Here is a 26,475-nt window from a genome sequence, read left to right as displayed (position 1 = left end):
CAACCTGTCGTTCTCCAGCTCTCGAAGATGCTGCGCCAGCATTTTCTGGGTGACCTCGGGTATCAGCTTTTCCAGCTCGCTGAACCTCTTGGCGGATTCCAATAAATGCCATATGATCAAAGGCTTCCATTTCCCGCCTACTACTTGAATCACCGTCTCGATAGGGCATTTCCTTTCCTCCCCGGCCTCCGCGCGGACAAACATGACATCCCTCCTTGCCCATACTTACTTTTAAGTGAGTACCCTACATGAAAGTGGGTTCTTAACAAGATTTTAGAGCGATGCTAAGCTTGAGTCAATCCACAGACGAAAATTTGGAGAACCATTTGGAGGGGAAAAGGACGATGAAAATCATTGTTTTCGGAGCAACGGGAAATACGGGAAGAAGAGTGCTGGCGCAAGGGGTTAAGATGGGACACGACATGACCGCATTTGTGCGAAATCCCGAGAAGCTTGATGAACAGCAAGGCGAGCATGCCGCACGGCATGTGAAGGTGGTCGCGCGGGACATCATGGACCCGGCAAGCGTCCGCGAGGCGCTCTCGCATCAAGACGCCGCTATTATTGCAGCCGGCCATGCGGGCCAGGGAGAAGAGTTCGTTCGTATCGTCGATAACATTGTAAGCCAATGTGAACTCCAACCCAGTTTCTCTGGGCGGGTATGGGTAATGGGAGGCGCCGGCCTGCTGGATATTCCATATACCGATCTTATCGGAAATAATTTGCCCGGCTTCCCGCCCATGTTTAAAACTCACAACCGGAATCTCGAACGTCTGCAGCAGACTCAGCTCGATTGGTCCATGATGTGCCCGGGAACGATGGTTGATTCGATAGAGCATCCGGCTCCGGTTCGTCTGCATGTGACAACGGAAACTTTGCCCGTGTCCATTCCGGAGACGATAAAGGAATTTTCCGAGGCCGATATAGCCGGTTACTTGTTCAGCCGGTTTCAAGAGCTAAATGTCGCTTATGAGGATGTGGCGAATTGTATGCTGAACCATATCGGGCTCGCAGGGCCGTTTCAAAGAAAAAGGGTCGGTCTCGCCTATCGAAGCGATATCTCGGAGAGCTGAGGAGGAAGAAGGAGATGATCGGTTTGTTTGGATTGCTGCTCGTTTTGCATATTTTGGCTACGATTGCCGTAATCGGTCCCGCTTTCGTGGTGCCCGTCATCCGAAGATCCGCCAGAACCTTCGGCCAACTGCGCTTTGCTTTCAGTATAACGACCAAGCTTGCCATTCTGCCTAAAATTGGCGGAGCCGTACTTATTGTTACCGGGATTTGGCTCATGATCATAACCAAGATGGGGCTATCCCAAATGTGGCTTAATCTATCCATCCTTTTATCGCTGCTGATGATCGTGACGATCGGCGGGTTGATCGAACCGCGTATGAAAAAGATCATGCAGATCGTATCTGAAAGTCAAGGCCAAGAGGATGAAGTTCCTGCCGAGTTCGCACGGGCGATGAAAAAGATCGCGCCGCTCGAGTCGGCGGCACAGCTGCTGATGCTTGCCATAACCGTGCTTATGGTCGTTAAGCCATTTTAAAGAAGCCATCAAGCCTTTCGACAACAGGTCACATCTCACCGCATGATGCGCTTGCCGCAAGCAAAATAACGCCAAGCCCGGCAAGGGGCTTGGCGTTATTGGGTAACGCGTCATCTCACGATCGTCAGGATGTCGTCCACTTCTTTGCGCGGCAAGCGGCCCGGGTGCTCGGCCGGGTAACCCAGCGCAATGACCATGTTGATCTGGCATTCCGGCGGAATGCTCAAATACTCGCGCAGCTGCTCGGAAGCGAGCAGCACGGGGCCGGTCATCGGGCACGTCGCCAGCCCTTTGGCGTGGGCGGCGAGCATCAGGTTTTGCGAGGCGAGGCATGAGCTTTTGATGCCTTCCTCGTCCCATACGGAATCCGGCACAAACCCGATCGGTCGAAAATTTTGTCGCGGAATTTCGACGCATACGGCGTCGCCAAACAGATGATGAGCGCCGGCGCGTCGGAGAAGGCGGTGGCGTACGGGCCGAACGATTTGACCAGCAGCCGGCCTTCGCGGCCTTTGCCTTCCGCCTCCGCTTTCTCGGCTATGCGGTGCAGCTGCTCCCAGGTCATCGCTTCGATCGCCTTGATTTTCTCCTTATTCATGACTGCGATAAATTGCCATGTTTGCGAATTCGTATCGCTCGGCGCATACCGCGCGCAATCGATCAGCTCGCGCACGTCTCCGCGGACACTTCCTGCTCGGTGAAGCTGCGGATGCTGCGGCGCTCCAGCATAATCGTCTTAAACTGCTCATACTGCATAAAATGCGTTCCCTGCTTTCCGTAAGTAATGAGTTGGTGTTAAGACCATATGCCAAGTATACCCGATCCTTTACTCCAACACCACCGTATCTCCCTCATTCAGACCGCCGGCGACCTCGGTTTTGTCCGCCGTCTCCACGCCGGCCGTGATCGGCCGCTTTTCCGCAGCGCCGGACGAGCCGAGCACCATGACGTACGCCTGATCCTTGTCATGCTGCACGGCGAAGGTAGGCACCGCCAGCACGCCCTGCTTGCGCTCGGTCTCAATCGTTCCGGTCAGGCTGAGGCCTGCGATCAGCTTCTCGTTCGGCTCGAGCGCGATGACGACTTCGAATTGGGCTGCGCCGCTCGCCGCCCCGTCCGTCCCCGGCTTCGCGAACTTGGAGACGCGCTCGATCGCGCCTTTCAGCTTGACGCCTTGCAGCGCATCGACCTTGACGTCGACCGGCATGCCGGGCCGAATCCGGAACACGTCGTATTCGCCGACGGTCGTGACCAGCTGCAGCTTCGTCAGATCGACGATTTTGCCGAGCTTGTCGCCCTCTTTGACGCGCTGCGGCTCCTTCGTATCGCTAAACAGAAAAATGCCCGAGTCCGGCGCCGCATAGTTCGCCTGCGCCAGCTTGGCCCGCTTCGCCTCAAGCTGCATATCGGCGGCAACGCCGCTTACCTCGCTCAGCTCCGTCTGCAGCTCGCGGCTTTGCTGCGCCGCGTAGCGCTGCTTCGCCCCCGCTTCGCTGACGGCCCCGTCGGCTTCGCCGCCCGCCGACGCCTGGAAGCGCGCCAGCGACGCTTCCAGCTCCCGCTTGCGTTTGCCGGCCTCCAGCTGCGCAATGTCCGCGCCCAGCTCGGCGCCGTCGAGCTCGAACAGCACGTCGCCCTTGCTCACTTGCGAGCCGTCGCCGATGCGCCATTTTTTGACGTTGGCTTCGAACGGAGCCGATATCCACGTTTCCTTCACGTAAGACGATTTGCCTTTAATTTCGATCGTACCGACGATATCTTCGCGGGTAACCGGAAATTTCAGCTGCATCCCTGCGGCCGCACCCGGTCCCGCCGTACCCGGACTCCGCTTGCCCGGCTTGCCTTGCGCGTATAGAAACGCTGATACGCCTACGATCGCTGCGGAAGCTATCGCAAACAACGCCAATGTTTTCATTTTCATCAATGCTATAATCTCCTATTCGCGTTTGATGGCGGTCAGCGCATCGGTACGCGACGCCTTGATCGCCGGATAAATGCCGGAGAGCACCCCGGTCAGCACGGCAAAGAACAAGCCGACAGGCAAAATCCAGAGCGAAATGAACAAAATTTCCGGATCGCTGCCGGGCGGTCCTTTGCTGAACCGGGTCACGATGCCGTTGATGCCCCACACGACCCAATACGAGAGCAGAATGCCGCACGCCCCGCCGATGACGCCAAGCAGGGCGGATTCGACGATAAAAAGGTTCCGGATCTGCCGTAAATTCGCTCCCAGCACCTTCATGATCCCGATTTGCCGGCGCCGCTGGTACGTCGACATCGTCATCGCGACGACGATCGAAATCGAAGCGACGAACAGGATGAACAGCCCGGCCCCGCCGAAAATGAGCCGGACGATGACGAACTCCTGGTTCATCCGGTCTTTCTGGTGCAAATTGTTTTGCGTGTTCAGCCGCAGCTTGCGGAGGAGCGCATCCACTTCCGCGACGTGCTCGGTGCTGTCCACCTTCACGACGACGCGGTTCGGGCGGTCGACGGACGGGAGCGCGGCGCTGCGGCCCGCTTCCGCCGCTTTGCGCTGCTCGAGCAGCCGCTCCGCAAGAGCGAAGGACATATACACCTGCTTGTTGTTCCATGTCATATAGTCCGGCGTTCCGTCCGGGCGCTTCAGCACGCCGCCGACGCGGACGGGGAATTCAGCCGTGCCGCTGGCGCCGGAACCGTCGGCGGCGGCACCGCCAGCAGCTTTGCCGCCGCCGGCCGCACCGATTCCGCCCGGACCGCCGCCGATTTTCAGCACGATCGTTTTGCGGTATACCGGGTACGGCAGATTGTCCATTTGCTGGATACGGTCCCGCACGGCGGGATCCCCGGCGTTTTGCCGCAGCTGCTGCTCGCGCACCTTTAACGCTTTCGCATCGAATATGCCGAGCGCCGCCCCGTAGCCGAGCACGACCGAGCCGCCGCCATCGCCCGTGCCGCCTTGCGCGAACGCGTTGCCGAAGGCCGGCAGCGCCTCGAGGTCGGTAGCTACGATCTGGACGCGGCCCTCTTTGTCGCCGTCGACGGTGAATGCCGCGTCGCCGAGCTCGAGGAAGCTGGCCACTGCTTTGACGTGCGGCAGCTTGCGGATCAGCTCGATTTTGGCCTTGGTGATGCCGTCCCCGGCGCCTGGAGCTGAGTTGCTGCGCGCCGTCTCGCCCCCGCTTGCCCCGGGAGCGCTGCCGCCGTCCATAATCGTAATTTCGTCCGTCTTCAAATAATAGCCCATTTGCTTTTCGCTGTAGTGGCTATCGATTCGCCGAAGGCGAGGGCGACGATGATCGACGCCGAGCCGATGGCGATCCCCATCGCGCACAGCGCGGTCACGACTTTGCGCCGCCGCAGCTGGTCCCAGCCGAGCTTGCCGTAATCGCTCAGCTTCATTCCTTTTCACCTGCCGTGCGGGGACGGCATCTTCCACGAGCCGCCCGTCGCGCAGCTGAATGACGCGCTGCGTCCGGCGCGCGACTTCCAGCTCGTGGGTGACGATGACGAACGTAATTCCGAGCGAACGGTTCAGATCGGTGAGCAGATCGATAATTTCCTGCTCCGTCTTCGTATCGAGGTTGCCGGTCGGCTCGTCCGCAAACACGATCGCCGGATGCGTCACGAGCGAGCGCGCGATCGAGACGCGCTGCTGCTGGCCGCCGGACAGCTGCGACGGGAACAGCTCCGTTTTGCCGCCGAGCCCGACTTGTCCAAGCAGCTGCATCGCTATGCCGCTGCGCTCTTTGCGGCCGATCGACTGAAACACGAGCGGCAGCTCGACATTTTCGCGGACGGTCAAGTGGGGGATGAGCTCGTACGATTGAAAAATAAAGCCGATATGCGTGCGGCGAAATTCGGCCAGACGGTTTTCCGACATCGTCTCGATCGCCTGACCATCGATCCGGATTTGTCCGGACGTCGGCTTCATGAGGCCGGCCATCAGGTTGAGCAGCGTCGATTTGCCGGAACCGGAGCTGCCGAGCAGTGCCACCATCTCGCCCCTTTGCACGGTGAAATCGATGTTTTGAAGCACTGGCGTCGTTTCGGCGCCATTTTTGAAGCTGTGGTGCAAATTATGTATGGTAAGCACGCGACCCCTCCCGATACAAGCGCATAACAAATCAGGCTAAGCGGTAAAGCTTGCCTGATTTGTTAACGATGCAGCTGCTCGTTTAGTTGCACGCCAGGTTCTTAAGTTTTTCTTAATTGCGAGGAGACGGCACCGGTTCGCCTCGCTCCTCTTTCATATGCATCAGGTAGAAGCCGAATGCGGCGATTAGCGCGAGCACTGCCGCGATCCGGTACAGCCATTCGCCGCCGAGGTGCTGAAACACCCAACCGCCGATGACGCCGCTGAGCAGACCGGCCAGCGACGACCACATGACGGCGAAAATGGCTTGCCCCGACGAACGGTATTCATCGGGCACCGCCTGCTGAAAATAGCGTAAGGCCGTGAACAGAAAAATGCCGAAGCTGACGCTGTGCAGCGCTTGAACGGCCACGACCCAAGCCGGATCGGCAATAAAGCTCAGCAGCGCGAAGCGCAGCACATAAAAGGCGGAGGCAATCGTAAGCAGCGCCAGCTCCTTAAATTTGTGCCCGAATTTGCTGAGCAGGAAAAAAACGGGGATTTCGCTCACCGCCGAAGTCGTCCACGCATAGCCAACGATGGCGTCGGAGGCGTGCAGCTGGCGCATATATAGCGCGAGGAAGCCGTCGTTCATCCGGTGCGCGATCGACAAGACGAGCAGCAGCGACAAAAAGCGCACAAATTTCGGAGCGCGGACGATTTGCACCATCGGCCCGAGTTCGAGCGGCTTGAAGCTTCCTCTGCGGCGGGCGTCGTGCAGCGCCAGCGCGATCAGCAGCGAGCAGGCGGCCGAAGCGTACACGAGGTACGGGGTGAAGCCGTGGCCGGCGCGGGCCAGAATGAGTCCGAAGCCTAGCGAGGCGGCGGCGAAGCCGATCGATCCGAACACGCGGAACGAGGCGTAGCTTTTGCCGGTTTTCGCCGCGAGCAGCAGCAGCTGGCTGTCGTTGATGGAAGACATCGGCTGCTGGAAAAAGAAGAAGAAGGCCATGCACAAATAGAGCAGCGCAAAGGAATGCGTATGGAAGGCGACCGGAGCCAAAGCCAGCTGGCCGAGCAGCAGCAGGAGCAGCACTTTGCGGGTCGTACCCCATTTGTCGCTCAGGTAGCCCCAAAGCAAGTTCGATACGAGGCCGATCATCGGTCCGATCGAGTACAGCATGCCGATTTGCACTTTGGAATAGCCGACCGCGTCGAAGTAGAGCGGAAAGCAAGAGGCGACAATGGCCATCATCGTATACATGGAGAACGTAAAACTTTTGGCCAGCGTTTGCTGGGCGCCGCTCGGCACGATGCATCACTCTTTTCGCGCGGTGAATTGCTAGGTTGATTTATAAAATACTAGTATAGCAGATTTACCGTCAGAGCGTGCAGGGAGTTTCGTCCGCCAGTAAACGCATTGCGGCCGGCGCGGGAAGATCGTTTTTTACCTTCTAACCTGATTTCTGACCGTTGTTCTGACAACGCCGATATCCGAAGCGTTAATCGCAATCGGGTTGCCTCCTTGCCCGGTCCTGGCCGAAGCGGTTTGTCTGACTTCGACGCTGATTCTTTTTGTTTTCATGCCTGTCCGTTTCTGCACTGCCATCTTCCTCACCTCCTTTCCATCCAAACAGGTTACCGGCGCGTCGTTTTTTTCGCAATTTTCACATTGACGGCGTTGCTGGCCAGCGCATTGCCTTGGCGAGTATGGGCAACGGCGGATTGAAAAATTTGCAAGACGAGATAGTGGTTTTTGCCGACACGATATTTATAGCTTTTCACACGAGTATGAATCATAGAACAACCCCACCCTTCTTCAATCTATGAAACTGAATCTACTAGCAGTTTGTTCTGATAGAGACGGGCGTCGCGGCGAATGATCCGGTACTTCGAAAATGAGGCTTCAATGCAGGAAGGATTGAGCTCACGGACTAACATACACACTGGAAACAGGGGAGGCTAACGTGGTACAGTATTGGGTAAGCAATAGATCCGGAAGGGTGGGCAGAAGCGAATGAAGTACGCATTCGTGCCTGACGTGCGGCTCGGGATTCCGCTGCCGGTGCTTGAAGTCGACTGGGAGGACCTCAGCGCTGCGGAGCAGGCGGACATTTTGCTGCAGTGGGAACATATCCGAGGCCGTATTCCGAACCGCATTTTTGAACTGGAACGGGTCATTATCGACAAGCAAAGCCGGCTCGACCGGGAGGACGATTTTCCGGCGTCATGCAGGCTGAACAGCGAAATTGCGGAGCTGGCCAGTACGATCAACGACTTGCATTTATGGTTCCGCGTCAATCAGGAGATGGAGCAGAAGCTTCATCGCTGAGGAGGGATCAACCGATGCTCTTGAACGATATACGGCATAAGCTGCTCGCGCACACACCCTCGCTCGCTCCCACGGAGATTTGGGACCGGGAGCTGGAGCGGCACATAGCCCGGCTCACCGTGCTTCCCGCCGCATCTTCCGGCAAACAGGGCGAACTGGCGGGATTGGCGCTGAAGGCCGGGCTGCATTTGTGGAACGGCAGCCTCGATGCGTCGCACCGTTTGTCGCAAGACGTGGAGACGCCGCTCGGCAGCTACTGGCACGGCATTATGCACCGTATGGAAGGCGACTACAGCAACGCGAACTATTGGTTTGCGCGTGCCGGAAGGCAGCCGATTCACGAGGCGCTTCAGGCGGCGGCCGCAGCGGCGCTTGCCCGGCGGGAGTCCGAGTGGCGGCATATGGAACAGATCGGGCTGCGCAGCAAGCTGGAGGCGATCCGCTGCGCTCCCGTATGGACGCCGGCTACGTTCACGGCCGCAGTCGAGCTGTGCGTGCGGAGCGGTCAATCGGCGGCACGGCCGGTGCTTGAGGAGATTCAGGCGGAGGAGCTGCGGCTGCTGGCGGATTACAGCTATGAACAAGGCGGAGGGTTGACCCTTGGCACGAGTTAGCAGCCCGGCGGATGTTCCGCACGGACCGATTCGGCTCATGAGCCGAGTGTACAAATATGTGCTGCCGGAAGTGCGCAGCCAGCTGCAAGGCTGGCGCGAGAAAGCCGGGCAGATCCCGGACCCGGAGCTGAGGAGGCAAGCGCTGGCCAGCATTGCCTCCAAGCAGTTTCACTGCGAGGGCGGAGCGGTGTATGCCGCCGCCAACTTGCCGCAGCGGCACATTCTCATTCCGCTCATCGTCGCTTTCCAGACGATCAGCGACTATCTCGACAATTTATGCGATCGGAGCACGTCGCTCGATCCGGAAGATTTTCGCCGGCTCCATCAATCGATGCTCGACGCTGTCAATCCGGAGGCGTCGCTGAACGATTACTACGAGTTCCGGTCGGAGCGGGAGGACGGCGATTACTTGCCCGAGCTCGTCAAAACGTGCCAGTCGTGCATTCTGCTCCTGCCGTCGTACGAACGGGTCAAAGCCCCGGTGGAGCGGCTCGTCACGCTGTATTGCGAGCTCCAGGTGTACAAGCATATTCGCCACGACCTGCGCGAGAGCGAGCTCGCGGCCTGGTGGAACCGCCATGCGGCCGCTTATCCGCAGCTGCAATGGAACGAATTTGCTGCGGCTACCGGCTCGACGCTCGGCGTCTTTATGCTGTTTTTGGCGGCGACGGACCCGAACTTGACGGACCGCACGGTGGCGAACATCGTGGCGGCATACTTTCCGTATGTGTGCGGGCTGCACATTTTGCTCGATTATTTGATCGATCAGGAAGAGGACCATGCCGGCGGCGATTTGAACTTTTGCTCGTATTACTGCGATTTGGAGCAGACGGTTCAGCGCATAGCGGGTATCGTGCAGGAGGCGCGCCGCAAAATTTTGCTCTTGGAACATGCGCCGTTTCATCGTATGATAATTGAAGGTTTGCTCGCGCTCTATTTGTCGGACCCGAAGGTGCGCTCGCAGCGCGAAGTGCGCAACGTGTCGCGGCAGCTGATGAAGAACAGCCCGATGACCCGGTTGTTTTTCTGGATGAACAGCGTCTGGATTCGTCGGACGTCTTAAATATATACAGAGCCAGCACAGTTCAGGAGGGAAATTCATCATGACAGCAGTAAAATCGATTGCCGTGCTTACGAGCGGCGGCGACTCGCAAGGTATGAATGCGGCGGTGCGCGCGGTCGTGCGCAGCGCATTGTTTCACGGACTCGAGGTTTATGCGGTGCAGCGGGGCTATTACGGCCTCATCCATGACGATATTCGGCAAATGGATTTGCGCAGCGTGGGCGACATTATTCAGCGCGGCGGCACCATATTGCAGACGGCCCGCTGCAAGGAGTTTTTGACGGAGGAAGGCCGCCAGGTGGCGGTTGAAAATTTGCGCCGGCGCGGCATCGACGGGCTCGTCGTCATCGGCGGCGACGGTTCGTACCAAGGCGCCAACAAGCTGAGCCAGCTCGGCATCAAAACGATGGGGCTGCCGGGAACGATCGACAACGACATTCCGTTCACCGATTTCACCATCGGCTTCGATACGGCCGTTTCCATCGTCGTCGACGCCATTAACAAGCTGCGCGATACGATGACGTCGCATGAGCGGTCGTCGGTCGTCGAGGTAATGGGCCGCCACTGCGGCGATATCGCCCTGTACGCCGGCCTCGCGAGCGGCGCGGAAGCGATTCTCGTGCCGGAAGTGCCGTTCAGCATCGACGATATCGCGGACCGGATGAAGGAGAACTTCCAGCACGGCAAACGGCACAGCATCATTATCGTCGCGGAGGGAGTCGGCCGCGGCGAGGACATCGCCTGCCAGATCACCGAGCGCAACGGCATCGAGCCGCGCGTTACCGTGCTCGGCCACATTCAGCGCGGCGGCACGCCGACGCACAACGACCGCATTCTCGCCTCGCGCCTCGGCGATTTCGCCGTACGCCAGCTCATGGCCGGCGACTCCGGCAAAGCGTGCGGCATCATTAACGGCGAATTGGTGGCGACGCCGATCGATCAAGTCGTCGCGACGAAAAAGACGTTCAACAAGGACTTGTACGATCTTGCGCTGCGTCTCTCCCAGTAGTATAATAAGCGATAATTTTATACAGTTGATTATGTCGATGACAAGCATCCAACTTTGAGGCGCTTTCGACCGGAGTCCACCTGATTGACGGACTCTCTAAGTAAGCCGGACCCGACCCGTTACCGCTCGGACCAAGAGGAGGAACGAAGCGCCTGCGCCGGTTTGCAGGCATTAGCGCAGCGTTCCTCAAGTTGGGTGGCACCGCGGGCAGAACGCTCCTCGTCCCAATCGGACAGGAGCGTTCTTTGTATTTTAAGGGAAAGGTTCGGTGAAGGTTCATGCTGGAAATGAAGTGGATTCGCGAAAATGCCGGCGAGCTGCGGCGCATGGCCGAGCTCAAAGGCATCAATTCCGAAGTGGAGCGGCTGCTGGCCGTAGACAAAGCGCGCCGCGAGCTGCGGCTGCAGGTGGAGGGCGCGCGGGCGCGGCGCAATGCGCTCGCGCAGCAGGTTGCGGCGCTGAAGCGGGGCGGCTTGGCGGAGGCGCAGCCGGTGCCACGGCCGGAGCGGGAGGAAGCGCAGCCGATACTGGAGGGGCAGCGGAGGCAGGAAGAAGAGCGGCAGTCGGGCACGGCTGCGCAGTGCCGGGATCCGGAGACACAGCATAGTGCGGCGGCACGGTTGCAGGCTCGGGTACAGCTGCTGCAGGAAGAGGGGCGCTCGCTTGCCGCGGCGGCGGAAGCGGCCGAGGCGGAGCTGCGCCGCGCCGAGGCAGAGTACGAGCAGCTCATGCTGCTGATGCCGAATCGGTATGCTGCGGATACGCCGATCGGCACATCGGACGCGCATAACGTGGAGCTGCGCCGGATCGGGGAACCGCCGGCATTCGAATTTGCGGCGCTCGACCATATGGAGCTGGCAGAGAAGCTGGGGCTCGTCGACGTAGGCCGGGGCGTTAAGGTGGCGGGCTCGAGAAGCTACGTATTGACCGGGAACGGCGTTTATTTGCACCGTGCGGTGCAGCAGCTGGCGCTCGACCTGCTTGCGGCGCGCGGTTTCACGCCGATGGAAGTGCCGGTCCTGGCGCGCGAGGAAGCGCTTGTCGGCACAGGCTTTTTCCCGCTCGGGCGGGAGCAGACGTATCGGCTTCCGGACGACGGGCAGTGGCTCGTCGGAACGGCGGAGGTGCCGCTTGTTTCGTACTATGCCGGGGAAATTGTGGAGCTAAGCGATCCGATTCTTCTCGCCGGCGTGTCAAGCTGTTTCCGCCGCGAGGCGGGATCGGCGGGGCGCGATGTGCGCGGCTTGTACCGGGTGCATCAGTTCGCCAAGGTCGAGCAGGTCGTGCTGTGCCGGGCTGATCTCGATGAAGCGGAAGCTTGGCTGGAGCGCATTACCGGCTATGCGGAGGAACTGCTCGCGCTGCTCGAGCTGCCGTACCGGGTCGTGCGCGTCTGTACCGGCGACCTCGGCTTCAAAAATTACAAGCAATACGACATCGAGACATGGATGCCAAGCCGCGGCGGTTACGGCGAGACGCATTCGTCGTCGCTGCTGCTCGACTTCCAGACCCGCCGCTCGAACATCCGTTACCGCGATGAGGACGGCAGCCTGAAGTACGCCTACACGCTAAACAACACGGCGGCAGCGTCGCCGCGCATCCTCATCCCGCTGCTGGAGGTGCATCAGCGCGAGGATGGAAGCGTGCATGTGCCGCCGGCTCTGCGCCCGTACATGCGCGGCTTGAGCGAGCTGCGGGCATAGGAGGCGGGATGATGCTCCGGGCTTATGTGCGGATCCGGCACGCAAGCCCGGGGCATTTTCGATTGATGGGGGGAGGGGACAATAAATTGAGGGGTACTTGAGTGCGGCAGGAGATTTGCAGAGGCTGGCGGGTAATCGAGCGTAGGAGGAGGTAGCATTGGCTGGTGGGTACTCGAGCGCAACAGGAGATTACAGTGGCTGGCGGGTACTCTAGCGTAGGAGGAGATTGCAGTGGCCGCCGGTTGCTCAAGCCTAAGGTGTGACAGCAGTTGGACAGGCTGCTCCTGAGCATATCTATGTTTGGCCATTGGAAAACGTACAATGTTTTGTCCGTGTCGCTTGCTGCAAAGTTCCCGCATTGTAAAACGTCCAATCAAATCGCCTGGATTGCCCTCGGAGAGGCGTTTCATGGGAGAATCTGTTGGACGAAATCCAATGGAAGGCTGATAAAGCTTAGTTTATGACCCAAAACATTGTATGAAATCCAGTGAATCTAGAAACAGTACATTCACTCTGCTCCCCCCAGCAAACAGCGACATTAAAACTACTACTTCTATACCGGAAATGCCGCTGCACTCACAGCACCCAACATGCCATCCTGCAGCAGTCGATGCGCTACCGCCCCTCAGCAGCGGCAGCACCATCCCCACTAAAGCCCCAGCAAATCTAAACACCGCTCTTTCAGCCTCCGCCAACAAGTTGCATCGCTAACGAAACGCATCCTTCCATTCCGTTACAACAACGTTTCCCACGACGTTTCTATTACCTCGTAATAGTGAATGTCGCCGCCCCGATCAATCGGTCGGAGCCACCCTTTGTCCGTTAAGCTTCGAAGCCACTTGCGAGCGGTGCGGAAATCCACTTGCATATAGTCGATGATATCTTTAGGCCGAATCCATCTCCCCAAGCTCCAGGCGAATCGAAGCACTTCTTTCTCCACCAACTCAGCATTGCGTACGGAAGGCGTGCGCATCGTATAAGGACTCATAACCAATTGCAGCAGCATGCGGCACACTTCCGGCCGATTCTGGACATCGTCGAAGGCGAAATGAAGCATTTTCCAACCCATGCCAGTTAGAAACGTATCGCGGTTCAAGGCATAGCTGAATTTCTCTCTGTCCATATCCTTCACGTGGCTTTGAAAACCGTCGATTTCCAGACCGAATCGGCCGAAAGGAGGGAGAAACGCAAAGTCGAGAAACTGCGACTTGCGGTTCCAGTCATACACTTCATATTCCGGATGCAAATTGGCCAAAGAGCCGAACAAGGGCCACCAGACACGTTCCAGAAATAGCTTCTCCGCGTAAATGTGTCCCCTTAGTAGCCGCCCCTTTCTTTCTCCGGACCTGCTAGCCAGGTGACTGTCGATAAACGCATTGTGCGCCGCTTCAAACGCTCCCATCATCAACCTCTCCCCAAAAAATAAATAAAGAACGCCCTCCGGCCACATGGCAAAAGGACGTTCTTCGTCTTGTCGTCATGGTAACATTTCGTGCGGCTAGATGTCCACAACAATCGTTCTGCATCGCCGCGGCAAATCGGCGGTCTAACCTTGCGGCTCGCCTAGCACTAAGCGGCACATTCAGCATCCCACACGCCGCAAAATTACTTAATTGATACGCCGGAAATCGACTATCGGGCGTTGTCCAACCCTGCTAAGCTACCGGCAAACTCATCCGTTCGCCTGCCAAGCTGTCTCAGCCGCTTCCAGAGCCGCCAATATTTCCGCCGTCGGCCGGTTGCCCTTGCGGGCGTAGGCGATGTTGCCGTCTTTGCCGATGACGAACACGATGCGCTGCTGGCCGAGGAACGAGAGCAGCTGCAGGCCTACGCCATATTGCTGCCGGATCGCTTCATCCCGGTCGGACACGAGCGGGAAGTCGTACAGATGCTTGCCCGCAAACCGCCGGTGCTCCTCCAGCGTCCCGGGGTTCACGCCAACTACGAGCGCATCGTACTTCGCATACTGCTGCTTGGAATCGCGGACAGCGCACAGCTGCTTCGTGCAAATCGGCGTCTCGTCCTTCGGATAAAAAATGAGCACGACCGGCCGTTTGCCGACAGCATCGGCGAGACGGACCGTTCCAGCCGTGCTCTCGGCCTCGAACAGAGGCGCTTTGGCTCCAATAGGCAGCATCTTCGGTTCCTCCTTTTTCCATAGGGCGGTTGTAATCTTATTGCAACTTCTGCTATGCTGACTAATATTCTATCAAAGATAAAAGGAGAGCGGGACTATGGAAAAACGCAAATTCGGCAGCACCGACATGGAAGTAAGCATTCTCGGCTTCGGCGGGGCGGAAATCGGCTACGAGGGCGCCGATGCGGCAACGGTGGAGCGGCTGCTCGGCAGCGCGCTCGACGCCGGGCTGAACGTGATCGATACGGCGGAATGCTACCGGAACTCGGAAGAACTGATCGGGCAAGCGGTATCTCACCGGCGCCAAGAGTTTTACCTGTTTACCAAATGCGGCCATGCCAGCGGCTTCGACGCCCCCGACTGGGACCCGGTCATGCTAGCGCAGCAAATCGACCGCAGTCTCAAACGCCTGAAGACGGACTACGTGGATCTCGTCCAGCTGCATAGCTGCTCGGAGGAGCTGCTGCGGCGCGGCGAAGTGATCGAAGTGCTGCAAAAAGCCCGGGACGCCGGCAAAACGCGCTACATCGGCTACAGCGGCGACGCCGGAGACGCGCTGTACGCGGTGCAATGCGGTGCGTTCGATACGCTCCAGACGTCGCTCAATATCGCCGACCAGCAGGCAATCGACCTGACGGTGCCGGAAGCGCGCAAGCGGGGGATGGGCGTCATCGCCAAGCGGCCGATCGCGAACGCGGCGTGGAAGACGGGACAGAAGCCGGTGGACAGCTACCATCATACGTACTGGGAACGTCTGCAGCAGCTCGATTACCCCGAGCTCAAAGGCAGCCTGGACGAAACGATCGGCACGGCGCTGCGCTTTACGCTGTCCACGCCCGGAGTCCATACCGCCATCGTCGGCACGAAAAATCCCGGCCGCTGGCAGCAAAACGCCGACCTGCTGAAGGCAGGACCGTTGCCGCAGAGCGTATATGACGCGATCCGCGCGCGGTTCCGGGACGTCTCGAAAGGACAGTGGGCAGGCCAGCGCTAAGCGGCTCCATAACAGCCCAAATAGAAAGCCGCCTCTCCCGAAGCTCGGATCCGAGCGGGGAGGGGCGGCTTTTGCTTGCTGCGTCGAAAAGTATATGCTGCGCCTATTCTCGGCTGATTCGTCTACGGTAAACGCGCCAGTCCGTATGGACGCCGCAAGTGTATATCCTTAATTGTAATTGACGCCCGGCGTGTACGAGTTGCCTGCATTCCAAAGCAGGAATTCGTCGATGCCGTTGTCTTTCAACGCGCGAATTTGTTCTTCGACGGCGTGAGCATCGTATTTAATATGTCCCGGCACCCACGTTGCGGTGAAATCCTGGATCCACGGGCGCACGACCGGCTTCAGCTGCGTGCCGAGCGGGTCGAGCTTCTTCTTCGTATCGACCATCGCGCCGTTGATCGTCACGTACGGAGCGGCGTCGGGCACCTTGGAGCCGAACCAGCCGGTCGTATAATGGCTCGGATACACCATCGGGCAAATGACGTCGACGTTTTCGGATATTTTCTGAAAATCTTGCCCGATCCCTTCGGCGGCAGGCACGCTGGCAGCATAGCCGAAAATGTCCACCGAGACGCGCACGCCAAGCGGCGACAGCTGCTCGCGGGCGTATTTGACGAACTCCGCCACCGCGTCGATGCGGGACCGGTCGTCCTTCGTATATTTCATAATGTCGGCGCGCTTCTCGAAGCCTTCCGGGAAGCGTACGTAGTCGAACTGGATCTCTTTAAAACCGGCTTTGGCCGCTTCCTTCGCGACGTTGACGTTGTATTCCCACACTTCCTTGCTGTACGGGTTGACGAAGCTGTCCTTGTTCCCGTTGCTCCACAGCGAGCCGTCCGGATTGACAAAGGACAAGTCCGGGCGCTTCTTCGCCAGCACGGTATCCTTGAACACGACGATGCGCGCGATCGGGTAAATTTTATGTTCGTTTAACGTGTCGATGACCTTTTTGACGTCCATAAATTTTTGCTGCGAGCCCATTTTCTCGATGTCGGGATTGCCGGTTTCGAACGTCACCCAGCCGCTGTCGTCCTTGACGTCAATAACCATCGCGTTGAGCTCGGTATCGTCCATCAGCTTGACGAGCGAGTCGAACCGTCCGCCGCCGGCGCTGTAAGCGGTCGAATAAATGCCCTTCACCTTCGGCGCGTCCTTTTGCGGATCTTGCTTGTTCGTCGGCGTTAAATAATCGATCTTGAAGCCGTCCGCGGAGCCGTTCGAAGCGACGGCCGTTTGCGGCTGCACTACCGGCGGCTTTTGCGCGTCGATCGACGCCTGCACCACTTTCTCGAACGTGACATCCGAGTTTGCGGAGGTTACACTCCCCCATACCAACATAAGCGAAGCCAGCAGCACATCCATACTCTCTTACTCTCCCATTCTAGCAGTCTACATTCTATTATATGTAAAACAGTCCAACACGCACATAGGTAATTTGTAGGACGGTGCCGCTCCATGTCGAATGTGCCGCCGGCGTTCAAAGCAGACTGCATTCCATACATTATATTTCGCGGAAAAACGGCCATGACACAAAGAAACCCACCTCATGCCGTAAGGTGGGTTTCTTCACTAGCCGGTTCCGCTACGGTAAACGCGCTCGTCCTGAAGGACGGAGTAAGCCGTTTATTTTTGGGCCATGGCCATTATGCAACTAATGCTTCTGTTCCGAAGGCTGCTGCGCGTTTTGCCGCGGTTCCGCTTGTGCCGCGGTCGCTTGCGCCGGTTCCGCCGGGTTAATTTCCTTGCGCGGCTCGGGAGCGGCTTGAAGCTCGTCCTGCGTGCCGTGATTGCCGGTCGTAGCCTCTTTGAACTCGCGGAACATTTTACCGAAGCCTCTGCCGAGCTCCGGCAGCTTGTTCGGCCCGAACAGCAGCAGCGCGACGACCGCGACGAGAATAATATGCCAAGGGGACAGTCCGCCCATAAGACACCTCCAGTTATGTTGCTTCCATTGTACCACTGGCGCTGCGTTTAACGTAACCCTCAATTATTACAAAAGAATAACATTTTCCCGGGCAAAATAAAAGAAGACGCCTATCTCATTGGAGATAGGCGTCGCGGTTATGCTCCGAAATGCTGAATTGCACAATTTCCATCACATCTTCCGCCTCGAGCGCATCGAGTCCGTCCATGAGGACGATGTCGGAATCGAGCTCTTGCTTTTTCAGAAAAGGGACCAGCTCGGGCGACAATTTCATTACGATCCTGGACAACTTCACCGTTTCCACAAGCATCATCCTTTCCCATTCGTTGTCGAGACGAGAAAAAAGATCGATACGTGAAGCGCTTGACGATAGCCAAGTCGTTATGAAATTACATAATCAGTATATCATATTTTCAAAGCCGTTGTATGTACAGATTTTGTCTTGCATTCCTAGTCATCCCGAGCCGCTACTGTTTCGGCCGCCGGAACTCGCCCCACACCGCCACCGTCTCCACGATGTTGACGAACGCTTTCGAGTCCACGGCTCTTATTATTTTTTTCAGCTCGGCGAGTTCGTAGCGGGTCGTCACCGTCATGAGCATGTCGTGCTGGCTTTGCGTGAAGGCGCCTTCCGTCTTGATGACCGTGCAGCCGCGCGGAATGTGAAGCAGCCGTTCGGCCATTTCCGCCCGCTTCTTGGTGACGATGAACGCCGTCACTTTAATGTGCCGGATATGGATCGTGTCGACGACTTTGCTGCTGATGAATATGGCCAGCATCGAATAGAGCGCAAGGTCCCAGTTGCTTTTGAAATAGCCGAGCAGGACGATGACGATGCCGTTGAAGGCGAACAGCACGCTGCCGAGCGGAAAATCGCGCGTCCGCGTCAGAACCGAACCGACGATATCGAAGCCGCCGGTAGAGCCGCCGATGCGCAGCGTGATGCCGGCGCCGATTCCGACAAGCACGCCCCCGAACACAGAGCCGAGAATCGCATCTTTGACCGCCATGACGGTCGGCACCCATTGCATAAATATAAACGTGAGAAGAACCGATATGACGCTATAAAGAATGAATCGTTTGCCCATCGCGACGAGGCCCCAGATCATGATCGGCATGTTGAGGAGCAAATACATGAGCGAAATGTTCCAGCCGGTAAAATAGCCGACAATCATGGCGACGCCGGAAATGCCGCCGCTCAGCAGCTGGTGGGGAATAAGAAAAAGATTGAATCCGGCGGCGACGAGTAGGGCGCCGATTACGATCACCGCAACGTCGAACGCTCTTTTCAAGCCTATCACCTCTAAACAGTAGTATGCGGTTCACTGCCAGTATAATTCATCTGGCGGAAACTGCAAAGAAAAATAAACCTTTGGTCAATAGGCCTGCGCAAAATGGCAAAAAGCCTCTTGCATGCCCCGTCGGAGGCGGGACGCAAAAGGCTTTTTGCCGGAACATTATTTTCGTTTGCTGAACGAGCCCGAGCGCGTGCTCGTTTGCGGCTTGCTCGTGCTGAAGCCGGAGCCGGCGCCGTTCGAAACTTTTGGCACCGAGCCGTCGTTTTTGCGCACGCTGTCCGTACCGTTTTTGCCGGTGCTGAAGCTGCCGGAGCGCTGCGTCGTAGCCGGCGCTTGCTGCTTCGTATCGGAGCCGGCCGAGCGCGGATCGGTGCCGAAGCTTCCGCCGCCCGGTGGGACGCTCGTATATCCGCGGTATCCGGGATACGCCGGAGCCCGATTGAACCAGCCGCCGCCGAACAGCGATTGCAGCACGGTTGCCGTCAAATATCCTTGCAGGAACGACGAATCGTAATGCTCGCGCGCGTAGGCGATCGAGTCGATCTCGACGAGCGTATTCGCCGCGTTTTGCGGATCTTTTTGCAAATTGATAATTTTATCGTCGTAGACGAGGAACATCTGGTCCGTCGATTGCTTCGACGTCTCGCGCGGGTGTTCTTCGGCCGCAAGCTCTTTAGCTACGGTCGGAACGTCTTTGCCCTCGGCGCTATACACTTTGACCATCTGGCTGCCTTGCCCTTCGGCTTTGACGAGCGGATTACGGTCTTTCACATAGGCGCCCGCATCTGCGCAGCGGCGAGGAGAGCTATGGCCAACACGACGGCGACCCATGCCGTCCACCGCTTCATGTCCGTTCACCCGCTTTCTGCTTGTGATGTCAACGTCCGCTGGACGTCATAAATTTGATGTCGGCGGGAGGAATTTTTTCGCCTTCCATCGCGACGAATTTACCGTCTTGCCACTGCAAGAAGAAGTAGCGGTTCTCCGCTCCGAGATAACGCCAAAATAATACATCGTCCCCCGTTCGGAAATCGGTATTTCCTTCCGTCCGGGTCACGTCGCTGCGATGATGCTCGAGATTGTAAGACGTTTCGCCGTCGACGTCGAGCTGCGTCGGCACGTTGTTCGGGTCGTCGAGCGCCCCTTCCAGGAACGAGCACAGGAAGCACTCGTTCACTCGCCCCTTCTCCACGATGAGGCAGCGGATCTCTTTGCCGCTCCGGATATAGTAAGCAAAGCGGTGGGGCGCATAGCCGCGGTCGAAATAAGTCACTTTGCCGGAAATGACATACTGTTCGAGGTCGACCTCTACGATGTCGCCGGGCCGGGAATGCTCGAACGGGTCGAGCTGCGGCGCGGCCGGCGGCTCGGGACGATTGCTGCGGACAATATCGCCAATGCGTTTGAATATCGACATAACGGAATTTCGCTCCTCATCCTTCAGCGGTACGTTGCAATTATCAAGTAATACGTACGAAGGGAGCGAAGGTTTCGGACTTTTTTTAACTTCAGCGCGCTGTTGGCAAAGGATAACACGCCTGTGCTATAATAAACAAGATGTTCTTAAGTTCGGCTAATGCGAATGAATGGTCATGCGGATCAGCTTGGAATTCCTGAGGCGCAGCTATGGAATTCTAATGGCGCAGCTATGGAATACTGGAGCCATGAGGTGTCGACCTTAAGGATAAATACAGACAGAGGGGCAAAATACAGCCCCCTTTCACAAAGGAGATTGGATGGAGTTGAAAACATTTCAGGAATTCGGTCTGGAGCCGAAAGTGTTGCGGGCCATTACGGAGATGGGCTTTGAAGAGTCTACCCCGATTCAGGAAAAAACGATCCCGCTCGCCTTGGAGGGACGCGACCTGATCGGCCAAGCGCAGACGGGGACGGGGAAAACGGCCGCCTTCGGCGTGCCGCTCGTCAACAAGATCGATGTGAATGAAGACCGGATCGTAGCGCTCGTCATGTGTCCGACGCGCGAGCTGGCGATTCAAGTCGCAGAGGAGATCGGCAAGCTCGGCAGATTCAAAGGGATACGTTCCTTGCCGATTTATGGCGGACAAGATATCGTGAAGCAAATCCGCGCTCTGAAGAAGAAGCCGCAAATTATTATCGGCACGCCGGGCCGCTTGCTGGACCACATTAACCGCAAGACGATCAAGCTCGACGACGTGCAGACGGTCGTGCTCGACGAAGCGGACGAAATGCTGGACATGGGCTTCATGGACGATATTCAGTCGATTCTCGGACTCGTTCCGCAAAACCGCCATACGATGCTGTTCTCGGCAACGATGCCGCCGAACATCCAGAAGCTGGCGAACCAGTTCCTGACGAACCCGGAGCACGTGTCGGTCATTCCGAAGCAAGTGAGCGCACCGCTCATCGAGCAAGCCTACATCGAAGTGCACGAAAAGCAGAAGTTCGAAGCGCTGTCCCGCTTGATCGATATTGAAGCGCCGGAGCTGGCGATCGTGTTCGGCCGGACGAAGCGCCGCGTCGACGAGCTGACCGAAGCGCTGCAGAAGCGCGGCTATTCCGCCGAAGGGCTGCACGGCGACTTGTCGCAAAACCAGCGCGACAACGTGATGCGCAAGTTCCGCGACGGCACGATCGACGTTCTCGTCGCTACCGACGTTGCCGCCCGCGGATTGGACGTATCGGGCGTGACCCACGTCGTCAACTTCGACTTGCCGCAAGATCCGGAAAGCTATGTGCACCGGATCGGCCGTACGGGCCGGGCCGGCAAAGAAGGCACAGCGTGGACGTTCGTGACGCCGCGCGAAATCGACCACCTGCATTTTATCGAGAAGGTAACGCGCCATAGAATTCCGAAAAAGCCTTTGCCGAGCTTGGCCGAAGCGCTGGAAGGCAAGCAGAAGGTGACGGCGGAGCGCATTATCGACGTCATGGACAAAGAGATGCAAAACGAATTCAAAGGGATGGCGATTCAGCTTCTCGAGCAATACGACTCCGTCAATTTGCTGGCGGCGGCGCTCAAACTGCTGACCGGCGAGAAGAAGGAAGTCGAGATCGAGCTGACGCCGGAAGATCCGATCCGCGCCAAAAAGCGCCGTCCCGATATTCGCAACTCGGGCCGCAAAGTCGAAGGGCGCTACGGCTCCGGTTGGGGCGACCGTCGCCGCGACGGCGGTTACGGCGGCCGGGGCGGCGACCGTTATCCGCGCCGCGACGGCGACAATCGCGGCGGCTACTCGCGCGGCCGGGACGGGGGCCGCGACGGTGGTGGCCGTGACCGCGACCGCGATCGCGACCGCGCGCCGCGGAGCAACGAGGAAACGTTCGTATAAGCATTGCAACAAAAAAAGACGAGGCCCCGACACTGGCGGGCCTCGTCTTTTTTTGAAGCTCTGGGTCGGACATCTCAGTAGAACATAATTGTGCGGCTGATGATCACAAGCAGAATGAACAAAACGAGAATGGCGCTTGCTGACGTCAAGCCGTAACCGGCAACATGGGACATTAGCGGTCAACCTCCCATAAATTTATAGTATAGCCGCCCTCAGGCAATTTCATTTTATGTCGGGAAAGGACGATGTACGAGGGCGACTACCTACAATCCGGAAAATAGGCTATAATGGGTACAGCCAAGCCAGCGACAAGGGAGGACACTTGTTTTGGAAATGAAAGGGTTGATGGGCGGGTTTTACCGCATCTCCGAATGGATCATGCGCCTGTCCGTAACGAATTTGCTTTGGATTGTATGCTCGATTCCGTTTTTTTATTTGCTGCTTGTCGGCGTCATCAGCGGCGTCGAAGTGTTTCAGCAATCGCTTATTCTGATGGCGATTGTCGCACCGTTTACGCTGTTTCCGGCTACCGCGGCGCTGTTTACGGTTGCTCGCAAGTGGGTGACCGGCGAAGGCGACGTGCCGATGTTCAAAACATTTTTCCGCGGATACAAGGAAAATTATGTGCAAAGCATGGTCGGCGGCATTTTGTACGCCGTGATCGGCGTCATTTTGTTCGTGAATTACCGTTTCTATTTGACGCAAGCCGGCTCGCTCAAGCTGTTATCCGTGCTGTTCATTACGTTTGCCGTGATCTTGATTGCGTCTTTGTTCAACTTCTTCTCGATCATCGTGCACCTGCACATGAAAACGCTGCAAATTGTCAAAAACGCGCTGCTCATTACGATCGGCAATCCGATCGCTTCCGTATCGCTGGTCGTTTGCAACGGCATTATCGTTTGGGTTAGCACCGCCAAGTTTACGTTCCTTATTCCGTTCTTTATGGGCAGTCTGATGGCGGCGTTCTCGTTCTGGATTTTTCATCGCTCGTTCTCCCGGCTGCAGCAAAAGCAGCAAGAGCTGGCGGAGAAGGAGCAAGCCAAGCTGGAGGAAGACGCGGAAGCCGCCGAAGACAGCTCAGCCGCCCCGGAGGATGGAAAAAGGGAATAGAGCTTCCGGAAAATGGACACTATAGGTGAAAGAAAGGCACGGCGCCCAAGCTTCTCCGAGTTTACTTTCCCGCCGCTGCCGGATATAATAAGGTTACAAATCCTGCGATGTTCGTTTCGGTTTTATCGTGTTTGAAACCTTTGATTATGTTTCCAGGGAGTTCTACATTGCAGCGCGGCTGTCATGCCCTCGAAAAGGGACTTCAAAAGCGCTGCTGCGGACACCCACCTGCTATGCAGGTTTCGAAACATAAAGACCGGACGGCATAGGCGGGTTTTATTTTTTTACTTACAATCGGGGAGAGCCCCGATTTTTTTATTTTTGTTTCGTACATGCTAAAGTCAGCGGGCGTTTTGGCGTCGCTGTTGACTTCGGCGTGTACTTTTTTTACGATGAGGTCGGGAGAAAAAATATGGAAGCAGGGAGAGGCGCACATGAAACTGTTTATCGATACCGCAAACGTGGAAGAAATCCGCAAAGCGCATGAACTCGGCGTTATTGCCGGGGTTACGACGAATCCTTCGCTTATTGCGAAAGAAGGGCGCGATTTTTTCGAAACCGTTAAGGAAATCAGTGCGATCGTCGGCGATTTGCCGATCAGCGCCGAAGTGATTTCGCTGGACGCCGACGAAATGGTGGAGCAAGGCAAAAAGCTGGCTTCGCTCGGCCCGGGCATCGTCATTAAAGTGCCGATGACCGCCGATGGACTGAAGGCGACCAAGCGGTTTACCGAGATGGGCATCAAGACGAACGTTACGCTCATTTTCAGCTCGCCGCAGGCGCTGCTCGCGGCGCGGGCGGGAGCGACGTACGTGTCGCCGTTCATCGGGCGGCTCGACGACATCAATATGATCGGCATGAATCTGATCGAGGAGATCGTGCAAATTTTCCGCATGCACGACATCAAGTCCGAAATCATATCGGCGAGCGTGCGCCACTCAACCCACGTCATCGAAGCGGCGAAGCTCGGTGCGGATATCGCCACGGTGCCGTACAAGGTGATCGAGTCGATGATGAAGCACCCGCTAACCGACGCCGGCATTCAGCGCTTTCTCGCCGATTGGGAGGGCGCCGGGCAGAAGACGTTTTAACCTTAACGGCACGGCAAGCTTGAAAAAGAACCCGACAGACGGCATCGCGCCGAATGTCGGGTTCTTTTTGCGGCTGGAAAAGCGTCGGCTTACGCAATGGTCCATGCTATGTTGAAATGGACCAGATGGCAGATTATCTGCCAATTTGTAGGATTGGCGTGCAGGCTGGCCGGTGGAGCGGCGGGAAGGGTGGCTGGTGGATCGGCGGGCGGGTTTGCCGGTGAACAGGCGGGACGAGCAGTTTAAAGAACCGGTTCGTTATGCAGCGTCTTTGGGGACGCTATTAGGCGCCGATTTGACGGAATGAACGTACAAGGACCGATTGTTCTCAATATAGAGACGAAAATTCGCATGAAAAGCCCTTCGAGGCGCTGACGGCCGGTTAATCCATTTTGGCCCAAATTCAGCGTCCGTCGAGTCTCTTTTTAGCGACTATGGACTTTATTCCGCCATTCGGAGCTGTCTGATAGCTTTATACTTACCTGATTTCACAGCAGTGAACGCGGACGCCAGAAAGGACAGCGTAAGCTTCCACTTCAGTGAACGCGGACGCCAGAAAGGACGACGTAAGCTTCCACTGCAATGAACGCGGACGCCAGAAAGGACGACGTAAGAGTCCACCGCAGTGAACGCGGACGCCAGAAGGGACGACGTAAGCTTCCAACTGCAGTGAATGCAGGCGTCGTAAGCCGCCTATCCCTGCAACTCCGCTTACTGCCCTTGCTGCGCCAGCCCGCTCAGCGTATGCATCGCGGTTTGCAGCGCCGGATACAGGCTGCGGTACGTCTCGTAGTACGGCTCGTACGCGGCACTGTTCGCGGCGATCGGTTCCTCGCGGGTGACGACCCGAATCCAGGCCTCGCACAGCTCGGGAATGGAACGGCCGCTTGCGCCGGAGGCAGCCATCACGGCGGCGCCGTAAGCCGGGCCGTCCGTCGAGTTGACGGTCACGACCGGAATGCCGAATACGTCGGCAATCAGCTGCCGCCAGAACGGGCTGCGAGCGCCGCCGCCGTTCAGGCGAAGCTCGCTGACCGCGACGCCGGAAGCGCGAATGAGCTCGAGCGAATCGCGGAGCCCGAAGGTGATGCCTTCGATGACGGCTCTGGTCAAGTGCGCTTTCGTATGGCGCAGATTGAGGCCGATAAAGCCGCCTCGCGCCTCCGGGTCGGGATGCGGCGTCCGCTCTCCGGTCAAATAAGGCAAAAACAGCAAGCCTTCGCTGCCGAGCGGAGCGGCCGCGGCGGCCGAGGTGAGCAAGTCGTAAACGTCCCGTCCTTCCGCTGCGGCACGGGCCAGCTCTTCGTGGGCAAAATGGTTGCGCCACCATTGGAAGGAGCCGCCGGCGGCGAGCATGACGCCCATCCGGTGCCATTTGCCCGGCACGCCGTGGCAAAACGAATGGAGACGGTACGCGGCGTCGGCCGTATAGGCGTCGTCGTGGACGAAGACGACGCCCGACGTGCCGAGCGCGACGGAGGCGATGCCGCGGCGCACGACGCCGACGCCGACGGCGCCGCACGCTTGGTCGCCGCCTCCGGCGACAACCGGCGTGCCCGCGGCGAGGCCGGTGGCCGCTGCCGCTTTGGCAGTAATGCGGCCGGCTATGTCGCTGCTTTCATGCAGCGGCGGCAGCCACGAAAGCGGGATGCCGAGCAGCTCCGTCACCTCCTTCGACCAGCGCCTGCTTTCGACGTCGAGCAGCAGCGTGCCGCTGGCATCGGCTACGTCCATGCCGAGCTCGCCTGTCAATTGCAGTCTGACGTAGTCTTTAGGCAGCAGCAGATGGCGGACTCGAGCGTAATGGTGCGGTTCTTCGTCGCGCAGCCACAGCACCTTCGGCGCAGTAAATCCCGTCAGTGCGCGGTTGCCGGTCAATCGGCCGAGCCGGTCCGGGCCGATGACGCGCTCGATTTCCGCCGTCTGCGTGCCGGTGCGCTGATCGCACCAAAGCAGCGCGGGCCTGATGACCTGCAGCGCTTCGTCGAGAAACACCGAGCCGTGCATTTGGCCGGACAGGCCGACTGCGGCGATGTGTTCGCCGCTCAGCCCGGTTTTGGCCAGCAGCGCCGCGATACAGGCGGCCGAGCTATTCCACCACTGTTCGGGATGCTGCTCGGCCCAGCCCGGGTGCGGCTGCAGCAGCGGGTATTCGGCGCTGTGGCTACCTTTGACGGCGCCTTGCTCATCCACTACAATACATTTGACTGCAGATGTGCCGATATCGATGCCTACATAATGCTTCATGATTGGGCACGCTCCATTCGCTCTTTACTTTGT

General features: G+C 57.8%; 29 protein-coding genes, 1 other RNA gene and 1 pseudogene. 12 read left to right on the top strand and 19 right to left on the bottom strand.

Features of this window, described 5'->3' with window-relative positions; translation table 11 throughout:
• A partial coding sequence (locus tag SD70_RS25650) for a winged helix-turn-helix transcriptional regulator (RefSeq protein WP_041050935.1) occupies positions 1–204 on the bottom strand: 204 nt, incomplete at its 3' end.
• 140 nt (positions 205–344) lie between these two features.
• Between SD70_RS25650 and SD70_RS25645 the strand changes: the two genes are divergently transcribed.
• Together SD70_RS25645 and SD70_RS25640 are read left to right on the top strand one after the other, a co-directional pair.
• Positions 345–1,073, top strand: a complete 729-nt coding sequence (locus SD70_RS25645; RefSeq protein WP_041050933.1) for an NAD(P)-dependent oxidoreductase — start codon at positions 345–347, stop codon at positions 1,071–1,073.
• A 17-nt stretch (positions 1,074–1,090) separates the two neighbouring features.
• Positions 1,091–1,549 (top strand): DUF2269 family protein, encoded by a 459-nt coding sequence (locus SD70_RS25640; protein ID WP_394298016.1) that lies wholly within the window; start codon positions 1,091–1,093, stop codon positions 1,547–1,549.
• A gap of 110 nt (positions 1,550–1,659) precedes the next feature.
• Here SD70_RS25640 and SD70_RS39455 read toward each other — a convergent pair whose 3' ends face one another.
• The 8 genes and pseudogenes from SD70_RS39455 to SD70_RS37180 form a co-directional block, all read right to left on the bottom strand.
• On the bottom strand, positions 1,660–1,956 hold the full coding sequence (locus tag SD70_RS39455) for a nitroreductase family protein (protein ID WP_269432533.1): 297 nt from the start codon (positions 1,954–1,956) through the stop codon (positions 1,660–1,662).
• Positions 1,860–2,222 carry a nitroreductase family protein gene (locus SD70_RS39450; protein WP_269432532.1) on the bottom strand — a complete coding sequence of 121 codons (363 nt, stop codon included), beginning with the start codon at positions 2,220–2,222 and terminating at the stop codon, positions 1,860–1,862. The genes SD70_RS39455 and SD70_RS39450 overlap by 97 nt, the downstream gene beginning before the upstream one ends.
• A 153-nt stretch (positions 2,223–2,375) precedes the next feature.
• Complete coding sequence (locus SD70_RS25630) at positions 2,376–3,470, bottom strand: efflux RND transporter periplasmic adaptor subunit (RefSeq protein WP_052487878.1); 1,095 nt, start codon at positions 3,468–3,470, stop codon at positions 2,376–2,378.
• Between the two features lie 15 nt (positions 3,471–3,485).
• On the bottom strand, positions 3,486–3,827 hold the full coding sequence (locus SD70_RS39930) for an ABC transporter permease (protein ID WP_331436839.1): 342 nt from the start codon (positions 3,825–3,827) through the stop codon (positions 3,486–3,488).
• A gap of 1,131 nt (positions 3,828–4,958) precedes the next feature.
• Positions 4,959–5,627, bottom strand: a pseudogene (locus tag SD70_RS25620) (ABC transporter ATP-binding protein); the annotation flags it as partial.
• Positions 5,628–5,739: 112 nt separating this feature from the next.
• Positions 5,740–6,918: an MFS transporter gene (locus SD70_RS25615; protein WP_231571534.1), complete on the bottom strand. Its 1,179-nt coding sequence runs from the start codon at positions 6,916–6,918 to the stop codon at positions 5,740–5,742.
• A 135-nt stretch (positions 6,919–7,053) separates the two neighbouring features.
• Entirely contained in the window at positions 7,054–7,215 is a 162-nt protein-coding gene (locus SD70_RS37185) for a hypothetical protein (protein WP_197081182.1), read from the bottom strand.
• Positions 7,216–7,244: 29 nt separating this feature from the next.
• Positions 7,245–7,406: a hypothetical protein gene (locus SD70_RS37180; RefSeq protein ID WP_197081181.1), complete on the bottom strand. Its 162-nt coding sequence runs from the start codon at positions 7,404–7,406 to the stop codon at positions 7,245–7,247.
• 217 nt (positions 7,407–7,623) lie between these two features.
• Between SD70_RS37180 and SD70_RS25610 the strand changes: the two genes are divergently transcribed.
• From SD70_RS25610 to serS, 5 genes are all read left to right on the top strand, one after another.
• Complete coding sequence (locus tag SD70_RS25610) at positions 7,624–7,938, top strand: hypothetical protein (RefSeq protein WP_041050916.1); 315 nt, start codon at positions 7,624–7,626, stop codon at positions 7,936–7,938.
• A gap of 14 nt (positions 7,939–7,952) precedes the next feature.
• Positions 7,953–8,552: a hypothetical protein gene (locus SD70_RS25605; RefSeq protein WP_041050914.1), complete on the top strand. Its 600-nt coding sequence runs from the start codon at positions 7,953–7,955 to the stop codon at positions 8,550–8,552.
• A gap of 37 nt (positions 8,553–8,589) precedes the next feature.
• Positions 8,590–9,615, top strand: coding sequence for a tetraprenyl-beta-curcumene synthase family protein (locus SD70_RS25600; protein ID WP_052487880.1), 1,026 nt, complete (start codon positions 8,590–8,592; stop codon positions 9,613–9,615).
• A 40-nt stretch (positions 9,616–9,655) separates the two neighbouring features.
• On the top strand, positions 9,656–10,624 hold the full coding sequence (gene pfkA / locus SD70_RS25595) for a 6-phosphofructokinase (RefSeq protein WP_041050912.1): 969 nt from the start codon (positions 9,656–9,658) through the stop codon (positions 10,622–10,624).
• A gap of 278 nt (positions 10,625–10,902) precedes the next feature.
• A complete protein-coding gene (gene serS, locus SD70_RS25590; RefSeq protein ID WP_041050911.1) occupies positions 10,903–12,327 on the top strand; it encodes a serine--tRNA ligase in 1,425 nt (474 codons plus the stop codon).
• Positions 12,328–13,060: 733 nt separating this feature from the next.
• Here serS and SD70_RS25585 read toward each other — a convergent pair.
• The gene (locus SD70_RS25585) at positions 13,061–13,729 is read right to left on the bottom strand and encodes a hypothetical protein (RefSeq protein ID WP_041050909.1); all 669 of its coding nucleotides are present in this window, start codon (positions 13,727–13,729) and stop codon (positions 13,061–13,063) included.
• A 270-nt stretch (positions 13,730–13,999) separates the two neighbouring features.
• A complete protein-coding gene (locus SD70_RS25580) occupies positions 14,000–14,464 on the bottom strand; it encodes a peroxiredoxin (RefSeq protein WP_041050907.1) in 465 nt (154 codons plus the stop codon).
• A gap of 97 nt (positions 14,465–14,561) precedes the next feature.
• Between SD70_RS25580 and SD70_RS25575 the strand changes: the two genes are divergently transcribed.
• On the top strand, positions 14,562–15,458 hold the full coding sequence (locus tag SD70_RS25575) for an aldo/keto reductase (RefSeq protein ID WP_041050905.1): 897 nt from the start codon (positions 14,562–14,564) through the stop codon (positions 15,456–15,458).
• A 168-nt stretch (positions 15,459–15,626) separates the two neighbouring features.
• On the opposite strand, the gene SD70_RS25570 is transcribed toward SD70_RS25575, so the two are convergent.
• The 6 genes from SD70_RS25570 to SD70_RS25545 form a co-directional block, all read right to left on the bottom strand.
• The gene (locus tag SD70_RS25570) at positions 15,627–16,823 is read right to left on the bottom strand and encodes a putative glycoside hydrolase (RefSeq protein WP_041050903.1); all 1,197 of its coding nucleotides are present in this window, start codon (positions 16,821–16,823) and stop codon (positions 15,627–15,629) included.
• Between the two features lie 289 nt (positions 16,824–17,112).
• Positions 17,113–17,385 (bottom strand): Sec-independent protein translocase subunit TatA/TatB, encoded by a 273-nt coding sequence (locus SD70_RS25565; protein WP_041050902.1) that lies wholly within the window; start codon positions 17,383–17,385, stop codon positions 17,113–17,115.
• A gap of 115 nt (positions 17,386–17,500) precedes the next feature.
• Positions 17,501–17,695: a hypothetical protein gene (locus tag SD70_RS25560; protein ID WP_041050941.1), complete on the bottom strand. Its 195-nt coding sequence runs from the start codon at positions 17,693–17,695 to the stop codon at positions 17,501–17,503.
• Positions 17,696–17,852: 157 nt separating this feature from the next.
• The gene (locus tag SD70_RS25555; protein ID WP_041050900.1) at positions 17,853–18,677 is read right to left on the bottom strand and encodes a YitT family protein; all 825 of its coding nucleotides are present in this window, start codon (positions 18,675–18,677) and stop codon (positions 17,853–17,855) included.
• Between the two features lie 165 nt (positions 18,678–18,842).
• The gene (locus tag SD70_RS25550) at positions 18,843–19,541 is read right to left on the bottom strand and encodes a DUF4247 domain-containing protein (protein ID WP_231571532.1); all 699 of its coding nucleotides are present in this window, start codon (positions 19,539–19,541) and stop codon (positions 18,843–18,845) included.
• Positions 19,542–19,560: 19 nt separating this feature from the next.
• Entirely contained in the window at positions 19,561–20,100 is a 540-nt protein-coding gene (locus tag SD70_RS25545) for a DUF4178 domain-containing protein (RefSeq protein ID WP_041050897.1), read from the bottom strand.
• 325 nt (positions 20,101–20,425) lie between these two features.
• On the opposite strand from SD70_RS25545, the gene SD70_RS25540 reads away from it, so the two are divergent.
• Entirely contained in the window at positions 20,426–21,994 is a 1,569-nt protein-coding gene (locus SD70_RS25540) for a DEAD/DEAH box helicase (protein ID WP_041050939.1), read from the top strand.
• 74 nt (positions 21,995–22,068) lie between these two features.
• Here the strand turns inward: SD70_RS25540 and SD70_RS37175 are convergent, their stop codons facing one another.
• Complete coding sequence (locus tag SD70_RS37175; RefSeq protein ID WP_197081180.1) at positions 22,069–22,167, bottom strand: sporulation protein YjcZ; 99 nt, start codon at positions 22,165–22,167, stop codon at positions 22,069–22,071.
• A 154-nt stretch (positions 22,168–22,321) separates the two neighbouring features.
• Here SD70_RS37175 and SD70_RS25535 point away from each other — a divergent pair, with 154 nt between their 5' ends.
• The 3 genes from SD70_RS25535 to fsa all read left to right on the top strand — a co-directional run bounded on the left by SD70_RS25535 (position 22,322) and on the right by fsa (position 24,195).
• Positions 22,322–23,104: a YesL family protein gene (locus SD70_RS25535; protein ID WP_041050895.1), complete on the top strand. Its 783-nt coding sequence runs from the start codon at positions 22,322–22,324 to the stop codon at positions 23,102–23,104.
• Between the two features lie 96 nt (positions 23,105–23,200).
• A non-coding RNA gene (gene ssrS, locus SD70_RS35315) (6S RNA) lies at positions 23,201–23,384 on the top strand.
• 154 nt (positions 23,385–23,538) lie between these two features.
• The gene (gene fsa / locus SD70_RS25530) at positions 23,539–24,195 is read left to right on the top strand and encodes a fructose-6-phosphate aldolase (protein WP_041050893.1); all 657 of its coding nucleotides are present in this window, start codon (positions 23,539–23,541) and stop codon (positions 24,193–24,195) included.
• Positions 24,196–24,906: 711 nt separating this feature from the next.
• Here fsa and xylB read toward each other — a convergent pair.
• Positions 24,907–26,442, bottom strand: coding sequence for a xylulokinase (gene xylB / locus SD70_RS25525; RefSeq protein WP_041050892.1), 1,536 nt, complete (start codon positions 26,440–26,442; stop codon positions 24,907–24,909).
• Positions 26,443–26,475: the final 33 nt, after the last annotated feature.

This window comes from Gordoniibacillus kamchatkensis (genome assembly GCF_000829455.1).
Classification (GTDB): Bacteria; Bacillota; Bacilli; order Paenibacillales; family NBRC-103111; genus Gordoniibacillus; species Gordoniibacillus kamchatkensis.
This window is presented reverse-complemented; position numbering and strand designations above follow the sequence as displayed.